The sequence below is a fragment of the Campylobacter sp. CNRCH_2015_0814 genome (assembly GCF_025772765.1).
In the GTDB taxonomy this organism is placed as follows: domain Bacteria; phylum Campylobacterota; class Campylobacteria; order Campylobacterales; family Campylobacteraceae; genus Campylobacter_D.
Window position 1 is genome coordinate 1 of the sequence record NZ_JAKMSR010000009.1, and the last position, 17,170, is coordinate 17,170.

The following is a 17,170-nucleotide window of genomic DNA, read 5'->3' on the forward strand; positions in this document are numbered from 1 at the left end:
CATTTGAAAGGTTTTTATTAGTAGCCATTTGGCCATAGAAGTTTTTACCACTTAAGAGTTTATAGGTATCAAGATTATAATCATATACATCATTATTATTAAATTTATGCTCTTTAATAACATAAGCATTAGAAGCTTTATCATAATTTGCTTGGGTGGCTGCCTCTAAAGAGCTTAGGGAAAAAATAGCAAATAAAGAAAGTTTTAAAAGATTAGAGTTTTTATAGTTTTTTAAAGAGTTTAAAGTGTTTGAGTTAAAACGAAAATTATCGTTCCCCCCCCCCCGTGAGGTGATTTTTAGATAAATTTATATTCATTGAAAAAGTCCTTTCAAAAAATAGTTAATGTGTTTGATGGGTTACTTGTTAGAATAAAAATATATTTTTGTAATGAGTATTACTAATACATTCTTAACAATTAAGAAATGTTAATACTATATTTATAAATTTAAGCTTAAAAATAATTTAAGATAAAAATTATCTTAAATTTATAAACACTATAAAATAAGGCTTTGTAATTAAAAAATAATTTTTAAAAATTGTTATAATTTTATAATTATTGTTTAAAAAGGTATCATTGTGAGTTTTTTGTGGATTTTGTTTCAAGAAAATAAACTTAAAATCATTCTTTTTTTGCTTTTTAGCATTTTTACGAGTATATTAGGTGTGCTAACTTTAGTTTTTATCAATGAGTTTTTATTAAAAACTAGCCTTGAAAACTCAAATATTATCGTGTATTTTGTGCTTTTATTGCTTGTATTTTTTGCGAGTTCTTCTTTTGTAGAAATTGCTCTAAGTTCGTTTGGGCAAAGTTTTATTTTTAAAATGCAAAGAAGGGTTGTAAAGCAAATTTTAGATACAAGTGTTTTGAGTATTTTAAATACTACTAAAGCAAAGATTTTAGCTTCTTTAAATAATGATGTGCGTAGTATTTCTTTTGGGCTTTTAAGGCTTCCTGAATTTGTGCAATCAAGTGTTTTGATTATTTGTGTAAGTGCTTATATAGCTTATCTTTCTTTAGAAATTTTCTTTTTGTGTTTAGCGTGGATAGTGTGTGTTTTTTTGGTGGATAATTTTTTGATGAGCAAGGTGTATTTTTATTTTAAAAATGCTAGGGAAAATGATGATGCTTTGCAAAAAAACTATCAAAATATTTTACAAGGGCATAAGGAATTAACCTTAAATCCTTTAAGAGCAAAGTATTATTATGAAAATGAGTTTGAAAAAAATGCTTTGAAAAAGAAAAAAAGCTCCACTATGGGAAATATTTTGCATATTTTATCTAACAATTGGAGTAATAGCGCTATGCTAGCTTTGGTAGGAGTGGAGTTTTATATAGCTTTAAATTATGAACTTGCTAGTTTGCAAAGTGCTACAACTATAGCTTTGAGTGTGCTTTTTTTAAGAGCGCCACTTGGAGCTATGATAGGAAGTTTTCCTACGCTTATGATGGCAAAAATCGCTTTAGATAAAATTTCAAATTTAAATTTAGAAAATTATTCTCATGAGTTTAAACTCAGTCAAAATAAAAAAACTTGGCAAAAACTTTCTTTTAAAGATGTGTCTTTTGCATACAATGAAAAATTTGTCCTAAAGCCTGTAAATTTTGAGCTTAAAAAAGGTGAATGTGTATTTTTAATAGGTAAAAATGGTAGTGGTAAATCTACTTTTTCTATGATTTTAGCTGGACTTTTTACAGATTTTAAAGGGGATATTTTTTTAGATGATGAAAAAGTAACTTCGGAAAATATTTACGAGTATAGAAGTTTAATTAGTGCGATTTTTAGTGATTTTCATTTGTTTGAGCATGTTTTAGAAGATGAGAAATTTAGCAAAGAAGACTTGGCATACTGGCTTGAAATTTTAGAACTAAATGAAAAAGTAGAGCTTGTGGGAAATATTTTTAGCACTATAAAGCTCTCAGCTGGACAAAAAAAGCGTCTTGCTATGCTTAATGCTTTACTTGAAAAAAGGGATATTTTGATCTTAGATGAGTGGGCAGCCGATCAAGATCCTATGTTTAGAAAGTTTTTTTATACTAAACTTTTGCCACTTTTAAAACAAAAAGGTATTACTATATTTGCTATAACTCATGATGATGTGTATTTTGATATGGCTGATAGAATTTTACTCGCACAAAATGGTCAAATTTGTGAATTAAAAGGCGATATAAAAGAATTAGCAAAAAATGCCGTAGAAAAATTCTAGGCTTTGAAATCAAAGCCTATTATTACTTATCTTTTGCATAAATTTCTTTTTCAATGTCTATGTAAAATTTAGCAATAGCACCATAAGCTTCTTCCCAAGCTTTTAATGTGGTTTCATCTGCATTTAGCACTACTTTAATAGCCTTTAAAAGACAAGCGCCTACTATAGGGTAATGTTCTTCTTTGACATTTAATTTTGTATGAGTAATAGCTACTTTATCAACAAAGCTTCTCATATTTTCTAAATTTTCTACATTTTTTGCTGCCATTAAAATAGCCATTGCTAAAGCTTTTGGTTGCTCGCCTGAAGCTTGTTTGTCCATATTAAACATAGGTTTTACTTCAGGGTATTCTTCAAACATGATTTTATAAAATTCTTTAGTTAAAACTTCGCCATTTTTTTGTAAAATTGGCACACAATCTTTGATGATTTGAATTTGTTCTTGAGTCATTTTTTCTCCTTTGCATATTGTATTTTTGGTGATTATATAAAAATGAGAGAAAAAATATCTTGATTTATGTTAATTTTGTATCATTTTATTTTAAAATGATTATGTGTATCAATTTAAGTAAATATAAAGTGAATTATTAATATAATAATCCTTATCAATTTCAAAATTTAAAATTAAGGAAATTTATAAAATGAAAGCAAAAGTAGTTTTACTATCTTTATTAGCTGCTATGAGTTTAAGCGCTCAAGAGCTTACGATTTATTCTCATCGTCATTATGATTCTGATAAAGGAATTTTCAAATTATTTCAAGAAAAAACAGGCATTAGTGTAAATGTGGTGCAAGCTAAGGCTAATGAGCTTGCTAAAAGATTAGAAGTTGAAGGTAAAAATTCAAAGGCAGATTTGTTTATGACTGCTGATGCGGGAAATTTAGAACAAGTTCGCACAAATAATCTTTTTGTTTCAGTTAGCTCACCTGAGTTAGAAAAACTTTCTCCAAAAGAGCTAAGAGGTAAAAACAACGAATGGTATGCTTTTACAACAAGAGCAAGAATCATTATCGCTTCTAAAGATAGAATTAAAGATGGAGAGATTAAAACTTATGAGGATTTAACTGATCCTAAAATTAAAGGTAAAGTTTTAGTAAGAAGTTCAAATAATGTTTATAATATCTCTTTATTAAGTGCAATGATTGATACTTTGGGTAAAGAAAAAGCAAAAGAATGGGCACAAGGTATAGCAAATAATCTTGCACGTACTCCAAAAGGTGGGGATCGTGATCAAATTCGTGCAATCTATGCAAAAGAAGGCGATGTAGCTATATCAAATAGTTATTATCTAGGGCATTTAGCAAATTCAAAAAATCCTAAAGATGTTGAAGCTGCAAATTCAGTAAAAGTGATTTTTCCAAACCAAGATGGTAGAGGAACGCATATTAATGTAAGTGGTATAGGTGTTTTAAAAACTTCTAAAAATAAAGAAGCTGCGGTTAAATTTATCGAGTTTATGCTTTCAAAAGAAGCACAAGAAATTTTAACAAACCAAAATTATGAGTATCCGGTAAATAAAGAAGTAAAACCTGCTAAAATTTTACAATCATGGGGTGAGTTTAAAATCGAAAAACCAAATTTTGAAGCTTACTGGGGTAATGCTAAAGAAGCTTTAATGATTTTTGATGAAGTTCAATGGAAATAATTAAGGAAAAATAAAATTTGAAATTTTTAAGTCTAAGGTGGTCTTTTGCCACCTTTTTTTTCTGTAGTTTAATTATACTACCTATACTTGCTATCATCTTACATCTTCCTTTTATAGATATTAACACCTTAAAACATTTGAGTAAAAACGTCTTGCCACGATATATTTTTGGTAGTGCTTTTATATTGTTTGGTACTTTAGTATTGTGTTTGATTATAGGTTTAGTTAGTGCTTATTTGATAGCTTTTTATAAATTTTTTGGCTCGAAATTTTTTGAATGGTTTTTGATTTTACCTTTGGCTATACCTTCTTATGTGATGGGTTTTGTTTGGATTGATTTATTTGAATTTCAAGGTTTAATTCCCACGCTTTTAGGCATTGATAGGCGTATAGATATCATGAATGCATATGGTGTGATTGTGATTTTATCTTTTGCACTTTACCCTTATGTGTATTTTTTTGCTAAAAATACCTTTGCTTATGGACTTGGTAATATCATTTTAAGTGCTAAAACACTTAAGGCTTCTAATCTAAAAACATTTTTCAAAGTGATTTTGCCATTTTGCCGTGTGGGTATAGTGGGTGCTTTGCTGTTGGTGGCTATGGAAGTTTTGAGTGATTATGGCTTGGTGGCGTATTTTGGCGTAGATACTTTTAGTGCAGGAATTTTTAGAACATGGGGAAGTGGCGGTGATGAAGTGAGTGCTGTGGCTTTAAGCGTGGCTTTGCTAGTGTTTATCACACTTTTAATGCTTTTAGAAAAAATTCAAAGAGGCAAAAAAGGCTTTAATCAAAATGTATTTTTACCTACTCCAAAAGATGAGTTAAAAGGCTTAAAGGCATTTTTAGCCTTTTTATGGTGCTTTTTAGTGGCATTTTTAGCCTTTGTTGTGCCTATTATATGGCTTGTTTATTGGGCCGGGTTTGATTTTATGCAAAATTTAAGCAATGTCTTAACACCTGCATTTTATAGTCTTAGCGTGGCTTTGGTGAGTTCTTTTACTATTGTGGGGGTTGCATTTTATTTGTGTTTTGTGGTGCGTTTAAATAATACAAAAGCTTCTAAAATCATTCTTTGGCTTACGACTTTGGGGTATTCTTTACCTGGAGCTGTGGTAGCTGTGGGAATTTTAGTGATTTTGGGTGTGTTAAATTATATTTTTGATCTTTTATCGTTTGAATACGCCATAGGTGGTGGATTTTTAGTGTTGTTTTTTGGGTATTTTGTAAGATTTTTAGCTTCAGGGATTTTTGCAACTCAATCAGGCTATGAGCGAATTTCTAAAAACATAGACTATGCGAATTTAACCTTAAAATCAAAACCACTTAAAATTTTCACTCAAATTCATTTTCCTTTGATGAAACATTATTTAGCTTTGGCTGTGGTGATTATTTGTGTGGATATTTTAAAAGAATTGCCTATTTCGACTATACTTTCACCATCAGGTTTTCAAACTCTTTCATCGCTTGTATTTGCTTATAGTGAAAATGAATTAATTTATAATGTTTCTTTGCCATCTTTGATTATAGTGTTATTTGGGATTATCCCTACATTTTTAATGCATTATTTGCAAAATAAAAACAACCAAAAAGGACAATAATGGAAATCTTAAAAATTGACAATCTTTACAAATCTTTTGGAAAAACAGAAGTTTTAAAAGGAATTTCTTTGAGCTTAAAAGAAGGTGAGATTGTCAGTATTTTGGGAGAAAGTGGATGTGGTAAGAGTTCTTTACTTGGTTGTATAGCAGGTTTTTTTGAAATCAATGATGGCAGTATTTGTATAGGGGATAAACTAGTTGCTTCTAAGAATGTGTATTTAGCCCCACAAGAGCGTGATGTTGGAGTTTTGTTTCAAGATTATGCTTTATTTCCGCACTTAAATGTAGAAGAAAATATATGCTTTGGTATAGACTCTTTAAGTAAAAACGAGCAAAAACAAAGACTTGATGAAGTTTTAGAAATTTTAAATTTAAATACACTTTTAAAGCGCTATCCAAATGAACTAAGTGGCGGGCAAGCCCAAAGAGTAGCACTAGCAAGAACCATAGTCGCAAGGCCAAAGATTATACTTTTTGATGAACCTTTTTCAAATTTAAATCACACTTTAAGCGTTAAAATGCGCAAAGAAATCAAAAATATCTTGAAAGAACATAAGCTTAGTGCTATTTTTGTCACACATGATAAAGACGATGCTTTTTATTTATCAGATAATATCGCTTTGATTAAGGATGGGAAAATTTTAGACTATGGAAGCGCTAAAGAGCTTTTTTATAAGCCTAAAAATATAGATAGTGCTTGCTTTTTGGGGGAAGCATTTTTTATAGATCCAAGTACAATTTTAGATGAGAAATTCAAAGCATATTTGCAAAGTAAAAATGGCATTTTACGCCCTAATGATATACAAATTTCAACTTCACAAACTCCTTTAAAAGCTAGTGTTTTAGAATGCGTGTTTTATGGGGATTTTTATGAGTTAAGCGTGAGTTTGGAAGGACATATTTTTAGCATTTATCATCATAAAGAGCTTAGTAAAAATGATGAAATTTATCTTAAGTTAAGCCAAATAAAAGAGTTTTAAATCATAAATTTAATAAAGTTTATATTAAATATCTTATAAAATACAAACTTTAAAGGTTTAAAATGATACTTACAAATAAACTTGGTATAAAAAATCAACTAGAATTAGCCAAAGAAGAAGAAAGAATAAGCAAACTAAAGGCAAAAGCTTTATTTGAAAGTGGTTTTTTAGATACATTAAAAGCAGGAAGTTTTGAAAGCTTAAGGATAATTCATCAAAAATTATTTGAAGATATTTATGATTTTGCAGGAAAAATAAGAGAGGTAAATATTTCAAAAGGAAATTTTAGATTTGCTCCTGCTGTTTATTTACATGAGGCAATTAAAAAAATAGAACTCATGGAGCAATCTTGCTTTGAACAAATTGTAGAAAAATATGTAGAAATGAATGTAGCTCATCCTTTTAGAGAAGGAAATGGCAGAAGCATGAGAATTTGGCTTGATTTAATACTTAAAAAAGAGTTGAAAAAAGTGATTGATTGGAGTTTGATTGATAAAGATGATTATATAATGGCTATGCAAAGAAGCCCTATTAAAGATGTAGAGATAAAAATTTTACTTCAAAATGCTTTGAGTGATGACATTCATAGTTTTAATATTTTTGCAAGAGGGATTGACGCAAGCTATTATTATGAAGGATATACACTCTATAAAACAAAAGAGCTTTTTTGATGATTTAAAGCTAGTTTTATAATTTTTATTGACATAAGCTTGTTAATCTCAAATTCTTCTTATTGCATTACTTAATAATAAAACATTAAATCACAATATCAAAATAAAATTTGCTAAAGATTATAAAATAAAGTAAAATCACAGCAAAAAAAGGAAATAAATGATTAGTGTAGAATTAATAGAGCATATTTTTAAAGCCGCTTCTATATCAAGATGGAATGATTATCCTAGAATGACAAATTTAGTCGAGCTTGATAAACAAGCACATAAATTTATCATTGCTTATTTCATTGCTAAAATGGAAAAAGATGTCAATATGCGCTTTATCATAGAAGCGGGGATTTTTGAGTTTTTAAGCAGGGTAGTAGTGACTGATATACGCCCTGATGTGTACCATGAGATAACACGTGCAAAAAATGAGCAAGTAAGTGCTTGGGTGTTAAGTAAAATCGCACCGATGATTCAAGATATTGAAAATGGTGAGTTTTTAAAACGCTATGAGCTTTTTTTGCAAGGTAAAGATTATGCGAAAGAAAGGCTTATTTTAAAAGCTGCTTCGTATTTTGCGACAAGGTGGGAGTTTAATATAGTTTATCAAACTAGCTCGTTTTTAAGTGATATTGATGAGATTAAGGCTAAGGTTGAAGAAGAATTAGAAGATTATTATGAATTAATCGGTGCAAGAAAAATCGCTCTTAATCAAAAAATTTCTAAAATAATCGATTTAAGTGGACGTTTGCGCTTTCAAAAAAGATGGGCGCAAACTCCAAGGATTCCAGAAACTGCGGTTTTAGGACATATGCTTGTGGTGGCTATTTTGTCTTATTTTTATTCTTTAGAAGTAAAAGCATGCGATGGTAGAATAGAAAGCAATTTTTATTGCGCTTTGTTTCATGATTTGCCTGAAAGTTTAACTAGAGATATCATCTCTCCGGTAAAATATGGCATAGATGGTTTAAATGAAATCATCAATGAATATGAAATGAAGCTTATTAATGAGAAGATTTTACCTTTTATACCACTATCTTTTAGAGAAGAATTTAGCTATATACTTGGTATTAGAGAAGGACAAAATGAAGAAAGTGCCTTTGTAAAAAATGAATTTGAAAATCGTATTTTTAATAACAAACCAAGTGTTTATAGTGGTAGTTTAGATGCTGTTAATGAAGATCGTTTTAAGGCTATTGATGGAAAGGCTTTGAAGTATTGTGATAAATTAGCAGCTTTTATAGAAGCAGCTTTGTCAATTAGCTATGGAGTAAAGTCTAAAGAGCTTGAAAGCGGTTTTGTGGGAATGTATGAATATTTTAAAACAAATCCGACTATTAATGGGGTAAATTTCTTTAGAATTTGTGAGGATATTAAAGGATATTTTAAACTTTAAAACCCTCTCCCAGATGACTGCGGCACACACTAAGTCTAAGTGCTCTGCTGTGTTCCCACCCTGAAGCGGTGCTTAAAAATAGCATTGCACAGGTCTAAGAGAAGGCAGTTGAAATAATACCTTAAAATATCTTAAAAAACATTGAGGTGAAGTATGTTGAGTATATTTGCAAACTTTTTATCTAAATTTAGAGAATTTTTTGTTCCTAGTCATTTATCTTTAGAATTTAGAGCAAAATCTTTTGCTGCTATTATTGTGGCAAATAAGACTATAAAAGCAGAAATTTGGCAAGTTTTGGCTGATATTGCAAGTGAAGTTTATCCAGATGATAAAAGCAGGCAGGCTATTTTAGTGCAAACTTCTAAAGAATATGTGGATAGAGTTTTAAAAAATGAGCTCAGTTTAGACGCTTTACTTAAAAATATTGCTTCACTTTTAAAGAAAAATCCAAGATATGCAAAAAAGATTAATTTTCATAGACTTGAGCGTTTGATGGATAAAAATGAAGAAGAAGCTTTAGTGCAACTTAGGGTGTATGAATTTTTTGAGCAAGAAATAAAATATATTTTAGAAAAAAATTCAAAAGAACCATCATGAAAGGCTAAAATTAGCGTTTCATGTTGATTGCTTTTTGTATCATTTGATCAGCTGTTGTGATACTTTTACTACTTGAATCATAAGCTTTTTGCAAAGTGATTAAGTTTGTAAATGCTACGGATAAATCTACATTTGATTGCTCTAAATAAGAGCCTTTAAAGGTTGCTGTGCTGAAATTTCCATTATCATCAAGCAAAAAGGTTGGATTGCCGCTATTTCCTGTTTGTCCATAAAGATTTTCTCCTAGCTTTTCCAAACCTTGTTCATTGGTAAAATTAAACAAAGCAAGTTTTGCCATAGCTATTTGATCACCATTAGTAAAAGTGGCGATTATAGTACCATCTGTGTTGATAGAATAATTATTTAAAAACCCTTCACCTTTGCCATCTGTTTGTGTGTGTACTGAAGGCTGTTTATTTTTTAAAGCATGAAGTCCATCATAACCTGAATTTGGTATATTTGGATCATAATAAGAACCAAGGTTTATATTGACTTTTGTTCCGTTATTATCAACTGAGTTTAGAGTGCTAGATACCAAAGCTCCAGCTTCATTAAAGGTGATTAAACCTTCGGTAGTTCCACCTATTTTATTGCCATCATTATCATATACTTGAGCAACGGCTTTGTACTCTAAATCTGTGCCATTTTGCGGTAAAACTCTATCTAATTTAACCTTAACCCAACTAGTAGAACCATCAGGATTAATTAATTTTGCAGAAAGTTCTGTGCTATCAGCTACTTCTTTTTCTACACTTAAATGAGATGATTCTAACTTAGCTGTTTCTAAATCTACTTTATCTAGTTTTTGATTGTCAATACTAAAAGCCAAATTCTCATCTAAAGTAGCTTGTAATGTTTGACTAACACCTTTTTCATCAGTAATTTTAAAATATATAGTATCACCAGGCTTTAAACCAAAAATTTGCTCATCTTTTACACTACCTGAAATTTTTACACTACCATCTTCATTTTTACTAAATTCAAATTTAGAAGCATCTACATCTACATTCACTGCTTCTGTTTTGGTGCTTGTGTCTAAATTTCCACTCCAAGTGATATTTTGTGTTGGTTGAGGCGGTAAATAAAGATTTTTAGGCACAGAAATAGGCCCTTGGGTATTAACTCCACCTATTTGGAAATTTTCTCCAGGTGTTCCACTCCAAGCTGTGGTAACTTTTTGTCCCATAGCTTGACCAAACATATTAGAAACCCTATCGCTTAGCTGAATTTCTTTTAATGATGGATTCATAGTTCCAAGCACATAATTACCATTTGAATCTACTAAAAATCCATTTGCATCAGGTTTAAAAGCACCATTTCTAGTATAATAAACTCCATTGGCATTACTTACACCAAAAAAGCCCTTTCCAGTAATAGCCACATCAAATTCATTATCAGTAGAAACTAGTGGTCCTTGTTCAAAAACATCATTTGTGGCTCCTGCTACACTACCATAACCAGTTTGACCTTTGTTGTATGATTGGGTTGTAACAGTGCTGTAAAATACATCTTTGAATGCTACATCAGAGTATTTAAAACCAACTGTATTGACATTGCTTATATTGTGAGCAGTATTGTCTATGCCATAACTTTGGGATTTTACTCCATTTACTCCATTGTAAAATGCTGTAAACATGATTTTATCCTGTAATTTCTTTAATGTCTTCCCATTTAACCCAGCTACCGCCCATACCAACTAGAGCTTCGCCATCTTCAAATCTTACACCAGTGATAGGATAAGCACCATAAGTTGAGTTAACTGTTGTTCCATCTTCACCTATATAACTTGCTCTTACATAGTATTTACCAGATGGCACAGGATTTCCACTATCATCTGTTCTATCCCAAACAATCTGTTTCATACCTGCAGTCATATCTTTAACTTTCATTGTTCTTACAGGATCACCTGCTTCGTTATAAATAGTAAATGTTACAGGTTCGCTATCTGATTTATAAGCTGAATCAATCTTAGCTGTTTTGATATCAACGCTTGGAGTATGTCCTATAATTTTAAAGGTTTGATCTTCACCAACTACTGCTTTAACAGTTTCTTCTTGGCCTTTATCATCAACTAATTTTACATATACAGTTTCCCCAGGCCCTGCTATTTCTTTATCTACCTTACCTGTAATGTCTAGTTTGTCTTCACCATTTTTCTTAAGTTCAAAACCTTCAGTGTTAATATCAGTCTTTTTACCTTTTTGTGGTTCTTTTGGTAAATACATATTAATTTGAAATTGTATATCATCATCTGCTACCACAAGATAATCATCTTTAACTGTTGCAAGTTTTCCAACCGCAGCTAATGCACTCATACCGGTACTTGCTGCAATAGAATTTTGTAGTTTTGCCATCGCATCTACTAGTTGAGTCATGGTTTTATTGGTGTTATCTTGCATTTCAAGTGCTGAAAGTTGTGCTGTTTGAGTAAGCATTTTTTCAGTATCCATAGGATCGGTTGGATCTTGGTGTTGAAGTTCTATCAAAAGAAGCTTTAAAAATGCATCCTTGTCAAGTTCTGCTCCAGGGTTATAAATCAACCCACTATCGCCTTCTCCAGCTCTAGCATTTCCTTTTGCATTTAGCATATCTTTAGTATTAAGTGTTGCTAAAGGACCTTGAAGAGTTTGTGTATTTATATTTGACATAAAAATCCTTTTTTATATGTTTTTAAAGCTTAAAGCAAAAAATATTCCATACTAAAAATATTTAGCTAAAACCATCTCTAAGCTTGGTTTTTCTTGAATTTCTTTTTCAAAATTCACCTTATCTTCTTTATTGTTATTATTTTTTTGTTTTTGTGGATTATTCTGCTCTTTTCTTTCTTGGTTGTTAAAATTCATTTCTAAATTTGTAAAGCCCATGTTTACAAGAGCATTTTTAAACTCAGCTTGATGTTGTATGAAAAGATTTAAAGTATTTTGATTAGAATTAAAGCTGATGTTTAGATTAGATCCTCTTTGGACTAAGGTAACTTCTACTTCTCCAAGATTATGCGGATTTAAAGTTATACTAAAGCGAGTTATAGGTGCTTTATAACTTTCTAGTTTGTCTTTAAATTCTTGGGCGAAATCATTGAAAGTTTCTTTCATAGGAATATTTTGATTTTTCACAAAATTATTGGAAACTCTATTCATTTCTTTCACGTAAGAATTTAAATTTTCTTCATTATGATCACTATCATCTTTTGTAAGTTCTTTGGTGGTTTTGAAAATATCGTTAAAAACATCTGTATTTTGAGTATTTTTTTCTGTTTTTAATTGTTTTTCTTGAGTATTTAATAAATTCTCTAAATTAATTTTTAAATCTTGATTTTGTAAATTTTGAGTATTTTTTGTATTTGTTAATTCAGTTTTTAAGTCCTTTGAATTTTCTAAAACAGAACTTATTTTTTTACTAAAACTATCTTCACTGGTAGTTAATTTTTCATTTTTTAATATTTCTTTAAAATCTATTTTTTCTTTATCTTTAATTTCTTTTTTTAAGTTTGAATTTTGAGTTAGATTAATGAGTTCAATATCATTTAATTTATCATTTTTATTAATATTTTTTATATTTTTTGTTTCTTTGTTATCTTGAATTTTTTCTATAAATTTTTCTTTGAAATCTATATTTTGAATATTTTCTTTTACTTTTACATCTTTTTTTGGAAGCTCTATGTTTTTTAAAGCAGAAGAAAGTAAAGAAACACCTTCATTTTCTTTGCTTTTTATATTTTTATTTGTATTTGGTTCTTCTTTTAAAAGTTTGGTGATTTTTTGATTGATTAAATCTTGAAAAACATTAGTATTGTTTTGTTTTGCATTTTCAAAAAAACCTTTTTTATCAAGATTTGGAAAAGCTTCTTTTAAATCTTTGATTTGTTCAAATTTTATATTTTTTATATTTAATCCAAGTTCTTTTGCTATATTAAAAAGCTCATTGATATTTTTTATATTTTTTAACTTGTGTAGGTTTTTTTCAAGAGCTAAAATAGCAGTATTATCTTGGACAAGTTTGTTTAATTTTATATCCTTGCTATCACTTTGTAAAACTTCTAGTAAAGAAAGAATTTGCATAAAATTTGCACCTTCAAAAAGCTTTAAAGCATCCTTTTCGTCTAATTGAACTTTATCGTCAATGGTTTCTTTTAAGCTTTCGTTTTTATTTTCTTTTTGTGGTGCTTTAAAGTCTTTTGGTAAACTTCCATCTTTTTCATCTATAGCTTGCAATAGTGAATTTAAAAATTCTTCTCCATCGCTATTTGAATTAGCACTTTCTTTGCTAGGATTTTCATTTTGTGGAGCGATGCTTAGTAAGTTTAAAGCATCGCTAGCTTGGATATTTGACATTAATTAACCTACTAAAAAATTATTTTTTGCTAAATTTGGAAATAAATTTTGCAATTGCGCTGCACAATCAAGTTTTAAATTTTCATGAGAAAGATTAAAGTTTTTAAATATTACTAGTAATTCTTCTATATTTTTAGCATTTAAAACTGCATTTTCATTATGAGCATCATCCAAAATTTCACTTACTTTACTTGAAAGTTTTGCATAGTTTAGTTCTTTTTCTTCATTTGAATTTACAACTTCTAAATAATTTAAAAGTTCCATAAAATGCTTACTATTTAAAACCGAAGTTCCTTGTTTTTCTAAGTTAGCGTTAAAGATTTGAGTTCCTAGGTTTGACATATTTTTCTCCTTAAAAATAATTCTTACCCAAACAAAAGCAACAAGTGTTCCAATTTAGCAATCTTAATTTTTAAGCAATTTTTTTATATAATATTAGATTTTAAATTTAAGACTTTGGAGAAAAACTTGGATAATATTAGAAATATAGCTGTTATAGCTCACGTTGACCATGGAAAAACAACAATGGTAGATGAGCTTTTAAAACAATCAGGAACCTTTAGTGAGCGCGAGCAAATAGCAGAGCGTGTGATGGATAGTAATGATATAGAAAAAGAAAGAGGTATTACTATACTTTCTAAAAATACTGCTATTAATTATAAAGGCACTAAAATAAACATCATAGACACTCCAGGCCATGCTGATTTTGGCGGTGAGGTTGAGCGTGTGTTAAAAATGGTTGATGGGGTTTTGCTTTTAGTTGATGCACAAGAAGGTGTTATGCCTCAAACTAAATTTGTGGTAAAAAAGGCTTTATCTTTAGGACTTAAACCTATCGTTGTTATCAATAAAATCGACAAACCAGCTGCTGATCCTGAAAGAGTAATTAATGAAATTTTTGATCTTTTTGTGGCTTTAGAAGCAAATGATGAACAACTTGATTTTGCTGTAGTTTATGCAGCTGCTAAAAATGGTTATGCAAAGCTTGCGCTTGAAGATGAAAGCACTAATATGGAGCCATTGTTTAAGACTATACTTGAGCGCGTACCTGCTCCAAGCGGTAGCGATGAAAACCCTTTACAGCTTCAAGTTTTTACTCTAGGTTATGATAATTTCGTTGGTAAAATAGGCATTGCAAGAATTTTTAATGGTAAAGTAAAGAAAAATCAAAATGTAATGCTTGCTAAGGCAGATGGTTCTAAAATCAATGGAAGAATTTCAAAACTTATTGGTTTTATGGGTCTAGAAAAAATGGACATTGAGGAAGCAGGAACAGGTGATATTGTAGCGATTGCAGGTTTTGAAGCTTTAGATGTGGGAGATAGTGTGGTAGATCCAAACAATCCTATGCCGCTTGATCCTTTACATATAGAAGAACCGACTTTAAGCATAGTATTCTCAGTAAATGATGGTCCTTTAGCAGGTACTGAAGGCAAGCATGTAACTTCAAATAAAATCGCAGAACGTCTAGAAGCTGAGATGAAAACTAATATTGCTATGAAATATGAAAGTACAGGCGAGGGCAAATTTAAAGTAAGTGGAAGAGGTGAACTGCAAATAACTATCTTGGCTGAAAATATGCGTAGAGAAGGTTTTGAGTTTTGCATGGGAAGACCTGAAGTTATCGTTAAGGTAGAAGATGGAGTTAAAACAGAACCATTTGAGCATTTGGTGATTGATGTGCCTGATGATTTTACTGGGGTTGTGATTGAAAAATTAGGTAAAAGAAAAGCTGAAATGAAAACTATGACACCAACTGGAGATGGTCAAACTAGACTTGAGTTTGAAATTCCTGCGCGTGGGCTTATAGGATTTAGATCACAATTTTTAACAGATACTAAAGGCGAGGGTGTTATGAACCATAGCTTTTTAGAGTTTCGTCCATTTAGCGGAGCAGTTGAAAAAAGAAATAATGGTGCGTTAATTTCTATGGAAAATGGTGTTGCACTAGGATATTCTTTGTTTAATTTGCAAGATAGAGGGGTATTGTTCATTGATCCTCAAACAAAAGTATATACAGGTATGATTATAGGTGAGCATTCACGCCCAAATGATTTAGATGTTAATCCTATTAAAGGTAAAAATCTAACCAATGTTAGGGCAAGTGGTAGTGATGATGCGATTAAGCTTGTGCCACCTAGAAAATTAAGCCTTGAAAGAGCGTTAGAGTGGATAGAAGAAGATGAGCTTGTAGAGGTTACTCCACAAAATATTAGAGTTAGAAAAAGATATCTTGATCCTACTCAAAGAAAAAGAATGGAAAAGGCTAAGTCTTAATGGATTTTGAAGCCATAAGACAAGCTTTAAATAAAAGACTCAAAGCTTTGCAAATTTTAGCATTTGCTGAAGCTTTGGTTATATTTTTTCTTTCTTTTCAATTTAGCAAAGATGTGATTATAGCTTTGTTTTTTGCTGTTTTAGCAGGAGTTTTGTTTTTTAGAATTTTAGGAAGAAAGCTTATGTGGGGACGCAATGAGCTTGTGTTTAAAATGTGTGAGGAATTTTTAAAACAAAACAATGCTAAATTTGACAAACAAGGCTTTGGCCAAAAAGATTTTGAAAAAATTGCTTTTGACTTTTCTTTAAAAACTTATCATTCTCAAAATTCTTTTGTTTTTGATGATTTTATTCTTTATGATGTGAAATTTAAAGATGATTTTGGAAATTTCTTTTGTGGAGTTTTGCTTTATAGTAAGAAATTAAAAGAAGATATCAACTCAAATGAAAGTATTTTTGAAAAAGCAAAGGATAAAGAATTTTCTACACAAAGAGTTTTGAAAAAAGATGATTATTTACTCATAGCAAGTTTGAAAAATCCTTTTTTTGCTGATTTGAAAATTTCAAGTGAGTTAAATTTTAAACTTTTTAGGGCTAATTTAGAAAAAATTCAAACTTTTATACATGATTAAGTTTAGCTTACTTAATCATTTTGTTCTAAATTATTAATTTCTTGTATTTTTAAATTCTCATTTTTTCCCATTAAATTTTGTATGGTTTGGATTTGCTCTTTAGAGGCATAGCTTATGTCTTTTAAAACTATCCAAGTGATTTTTTGATTACAAGGCTTGTTGAGTTTATTTTTAAAGATATAAAAAGATTGAAGGTTATTTGGCAATAACCCATTAGCACTTAAGCCTTGAACATAAAGTTTATCGCCTTCTTTTTTAGGAAAAGCACGGATGATTTTTTTAATAAAAGGATTTTCCACACCTTCTTGTAAAAACAGTACAACCACTACTATATAGCCTTTTTGACTTACATGACTAAAATGAATTTCTAAAGGATAAGATTTTTTATCAATAGAAATTTTTGATGGAGCGTGAAAGTGGAAATGAGATAAATTATAAGCTGTATTATCTAGCGCGATATGGCTTCCATTGCTTGCAAAATGCATTTTTATGGTATAACCATCATTTATTAAGCCAAAAGAATCATTTGAGTAGTTAAATTCTAAAGAATGATTTTTATTTGTAACCTTTCTACTGTTTATATTAATAAAATCTTGATTTAACCCACTTTCACAGTAAATCCAGTTTTTATCTAAATTTTTCCATTTGTCCTTGTCTATAAAATTTCCATGTGAGGCATTTTGAGGCATTTGCTCGTAGGCAAAAAGCATGCTAGTGGTAAATAAACCAAAAAGTATTTTTTTAAAACTCATAATATTCCTTTTTTAGCATAATTATAAAAGAACATCCCCTATAAAAAGCTTATGTTTAAAAATAATTATATTAAAATTAAATATTTATCTTA

The 17,170-nt window shown here is 29.9% G+C and carries 15 protein-coding genes and 1 other RNA gene; 9 read left to right on the forward strand and 7 right to left on the reverse strand.

Annotated elements, in window-relative coordinates; all coding sequences use genetic code 11:
• Positions 1 to 578: 578 nt before the first annotated feature.
• Positions 579 to 2,207, forward strand: a complete 1,629-nt coding sequence (locus L8X24_RS05955) for a multidrug ABC transporter permease/ATP-binding protein (protein WP_263664028.1) — start codon at positions 579 to 581, stop codon at positions 2,205 to 2,207.
• A 22-nt stretch (positions 2,208 to 2,229) separates the two neighbouring features.
• Here L8X24_RS05955 and cgb read toward each other — a convergent pair whose 3' ends face one another.
• Positions 2,230 to 2,658 carry a single-domain globin Cgb gene (cgb, locus tag L8X24_RS05960; RefSeq protein WP_263664029.1) on the reverse strand — a complete coding sequence of 143 codons (429 nt, stop codon included), beginning with the start codon at positions 2,656 to 2,658 and terminating at the stop codon, positions 2,230 to 2,232.
• A 190-nt stretch (positions 2,659 to 2,848) separates the two neighbouring features.
• Here cgb and L8X24_RS05965 point away from each other — a divergent pair, with 190 nt between their 5' ends.
• The 5 genes from L8X24_RS05965 to L8X24_RS05985 all read left to right on the forward strand — a co-directional run bounded on the left by L8X24_RS05965 (position 2,849) and on the right by L8X24_RS05985 (position 8,489).
• Complete coding sequence (locus L8X24_RS05965; RefSeq protein ID WP_263664030.1) at positions 2,849 to 3,853, forward strand: extracellular solute-binding protein; 1,005 nt, start codon at positions 2,849 to 2,851, stop codon at positions 3,851 to 3,853.
• Between the two features lie 17 nt (positions 3,854 to 3,870).
• Positions 3,871 to 5,454 carry an ABC transporter permease gene (locus tag L8X24_RS05970; protein WP_263664031.1) on the forward strand — a complete coding sequence of 528 codons (1,584 nt, stop codon included), beginning with the start codon at positions 3,871 to 3,873 and terminating at the stop codon, positions 5,452 to 5,454.
• A complete protein-coding gene (locus L8X24_RS05975) occupies positions 5,454 to 6,434 on the forward strand; it encodes an ABC transporter ATP-binding protein (RefSeq protein ID WP_263664032.1) in 981 nt (326 codons plus the stop codon). Before L8X24_RS05970 ends, L8X24_RS05975 begins: the two co-directional genes overlap by 1 nt.
• A 62-nt stretch (positions 6,435 to 6,496) precedes the next feature.
• Positions 6,497 to 7,105: a protein adenylyltransferase Fic gene (fic, locus tag L8X24_RS05980; protein WP_263664033.1), complete on the forward strand. Its 609-nt coding sequence runs from the start codon at positions 6,497 to 6,499 to the stop codon at positions 7,103 to 7,105.
• A gap of 160 nt (positions 7,106 to 7,265) precedes the next feature.
• Positions 7,266 to 8,489: an HD domain-containing protein gene (locus tag L8X24_RS05985; RefSeq protein ID WP_039629186.1), complete on the forward strand. Its 1,224-nt coding sequence runs from the start codon at positions 7,266 to 7,268 to the stop codon at positions 8,487 to 8,489.
• Between the two features lie 3 nt (positions 8,490 to 8,492).
• On the opposite strand, the gene ffs is transcribed toward L8X24_RS05985, so the two are convergent.
• An RNA gene (ffs, locus tag L8X24_RS05990) (signal recognition particle sRNA small type) lies at positions 8,493 to 8,590 on the reverse strand.
• A 52-nt stretch (positions 8,591 to 8,642) separates the two neighbouring features.
• Between ffs and L8X24_RS05995 the strand changes: the two genes are divergently transcribed.
• Positions 8,643 to 9,086, forward strand: a complete 444-nt coding sequence (locus L8X24_RS05995) for a hypothetical protein (RefSeq protein WP_263664035.1) — start codon at positions 8,643 to 8,645, stop codon at positions 9,084 to 9,086.
• Positions 9,087 to 9,096: 10 nt separating this feature from the next.
• Here the strand turns inward: L8X24_RS05995 and L8X24_RS06000 are convergent, their stop codons facing one another.
• The 4 genes from L8X24_RS06000 to L8X24_RS06020 are packed head-to-tail and all read right to left on the reverse strand — an operon-like array spanning position 9,097 to position 13,759.
• A complete protein-coding gene (locus tag L8X24_RS06000) occupies positions 9,097 to 10,722 on the reverse strand; it encodes a flagellar hook protein FlgE (protein WP_263664036.1) in 1,626 nt (541 codons plus the stop codon).
• A 4-nt stretch (positions 10,723 to 10,726) separates the two neighbouring features.
• On the reverse strand, positions 10,727 to 11,734 hold the full coding sequence (locus tag L8X24_RS08000) for a flagellar hook capping FlgD N-terminal domain-containing protein (RefSeq protein WP_412175330.1): 1,008 nt from the start codon (positions 11,732 to 11,734) through the stop codon (positions 10,727 to 10,729).
• A gap of 51 nt (positions 11,735 to 11,785) precedes the next feature.
• Complete coding sequence (locus L8X24_RS06015; protein WP_263664037.1) at positions 11,786 to 13,417, reverse strand: flagellar hook-length control protein FliK; 1,632 nt, start codon at positions 13,415 to 13,417, stop codon at positions 11,786 to 11,788.
• Positions 13,418 to 13,420: 3 nt separating this feature from the next.
• Positions 13,421 to 13,759, reverse strand: a complete 339-nt coding sequence (locus tag L8X24_RS06020; protein WP_257404661.1) for a hypothetical protein — start codon at positions 13,757 to 13,759, stop codon at positions 13,421 to 13,423.
• Between the two features lie 126 nt (positions 13,760 to 13,885).
• Between L8X24_RS06020 and typA the strand changes: the two genes are divergently transcribed.
• Together typA and L8X24_RS06030 are read left to right on the forward strand one after the other, a co-directional pair.
• Positions 13,886 to 15,694, forward strand: coding sequence for a translational GTPase TypA (gene typA, locus L8X24_RS06025; protein WP_039629177.1), 1,809 nt, complete (start codon positions 13,886 to 13,888; stop codon positions 15,692 to 15,694).
• Entirely contained in the window at positions 15,694 to 16,326 is a 633-nt protein-coding gene (locus L8X24_RS06030; RefSeq protein WP_263664040.1) for a poly(A) polymerase, read from the forward strand. Before typA ends, L8X24_RS06030 begins: the two co-directional genes overlap by 1 nt.
• 11 nt (positions 16,327 to 16,337) lie before the next feature.
• Here L8X24_RS06030 and L8X24_RS06035 read toward each other — a convergent pair whose 3' ends face one another.
• The gene (locus L8X24_RS06035; RefSeq protein ID WP_263664041.1) at positions 16,338 to 17,078 is read right to left on the reverse strand and encodes a carbonic anhydrase family protein; all 741 of its coding nucleotides are present in this window, start codon (positions 17,076 to 17,078) and stop codon (positions 16,338 to 16,340) included.
• Between the last annotated feature and the right edge of the window lie 92 nt (positions 17,079 to 17,170).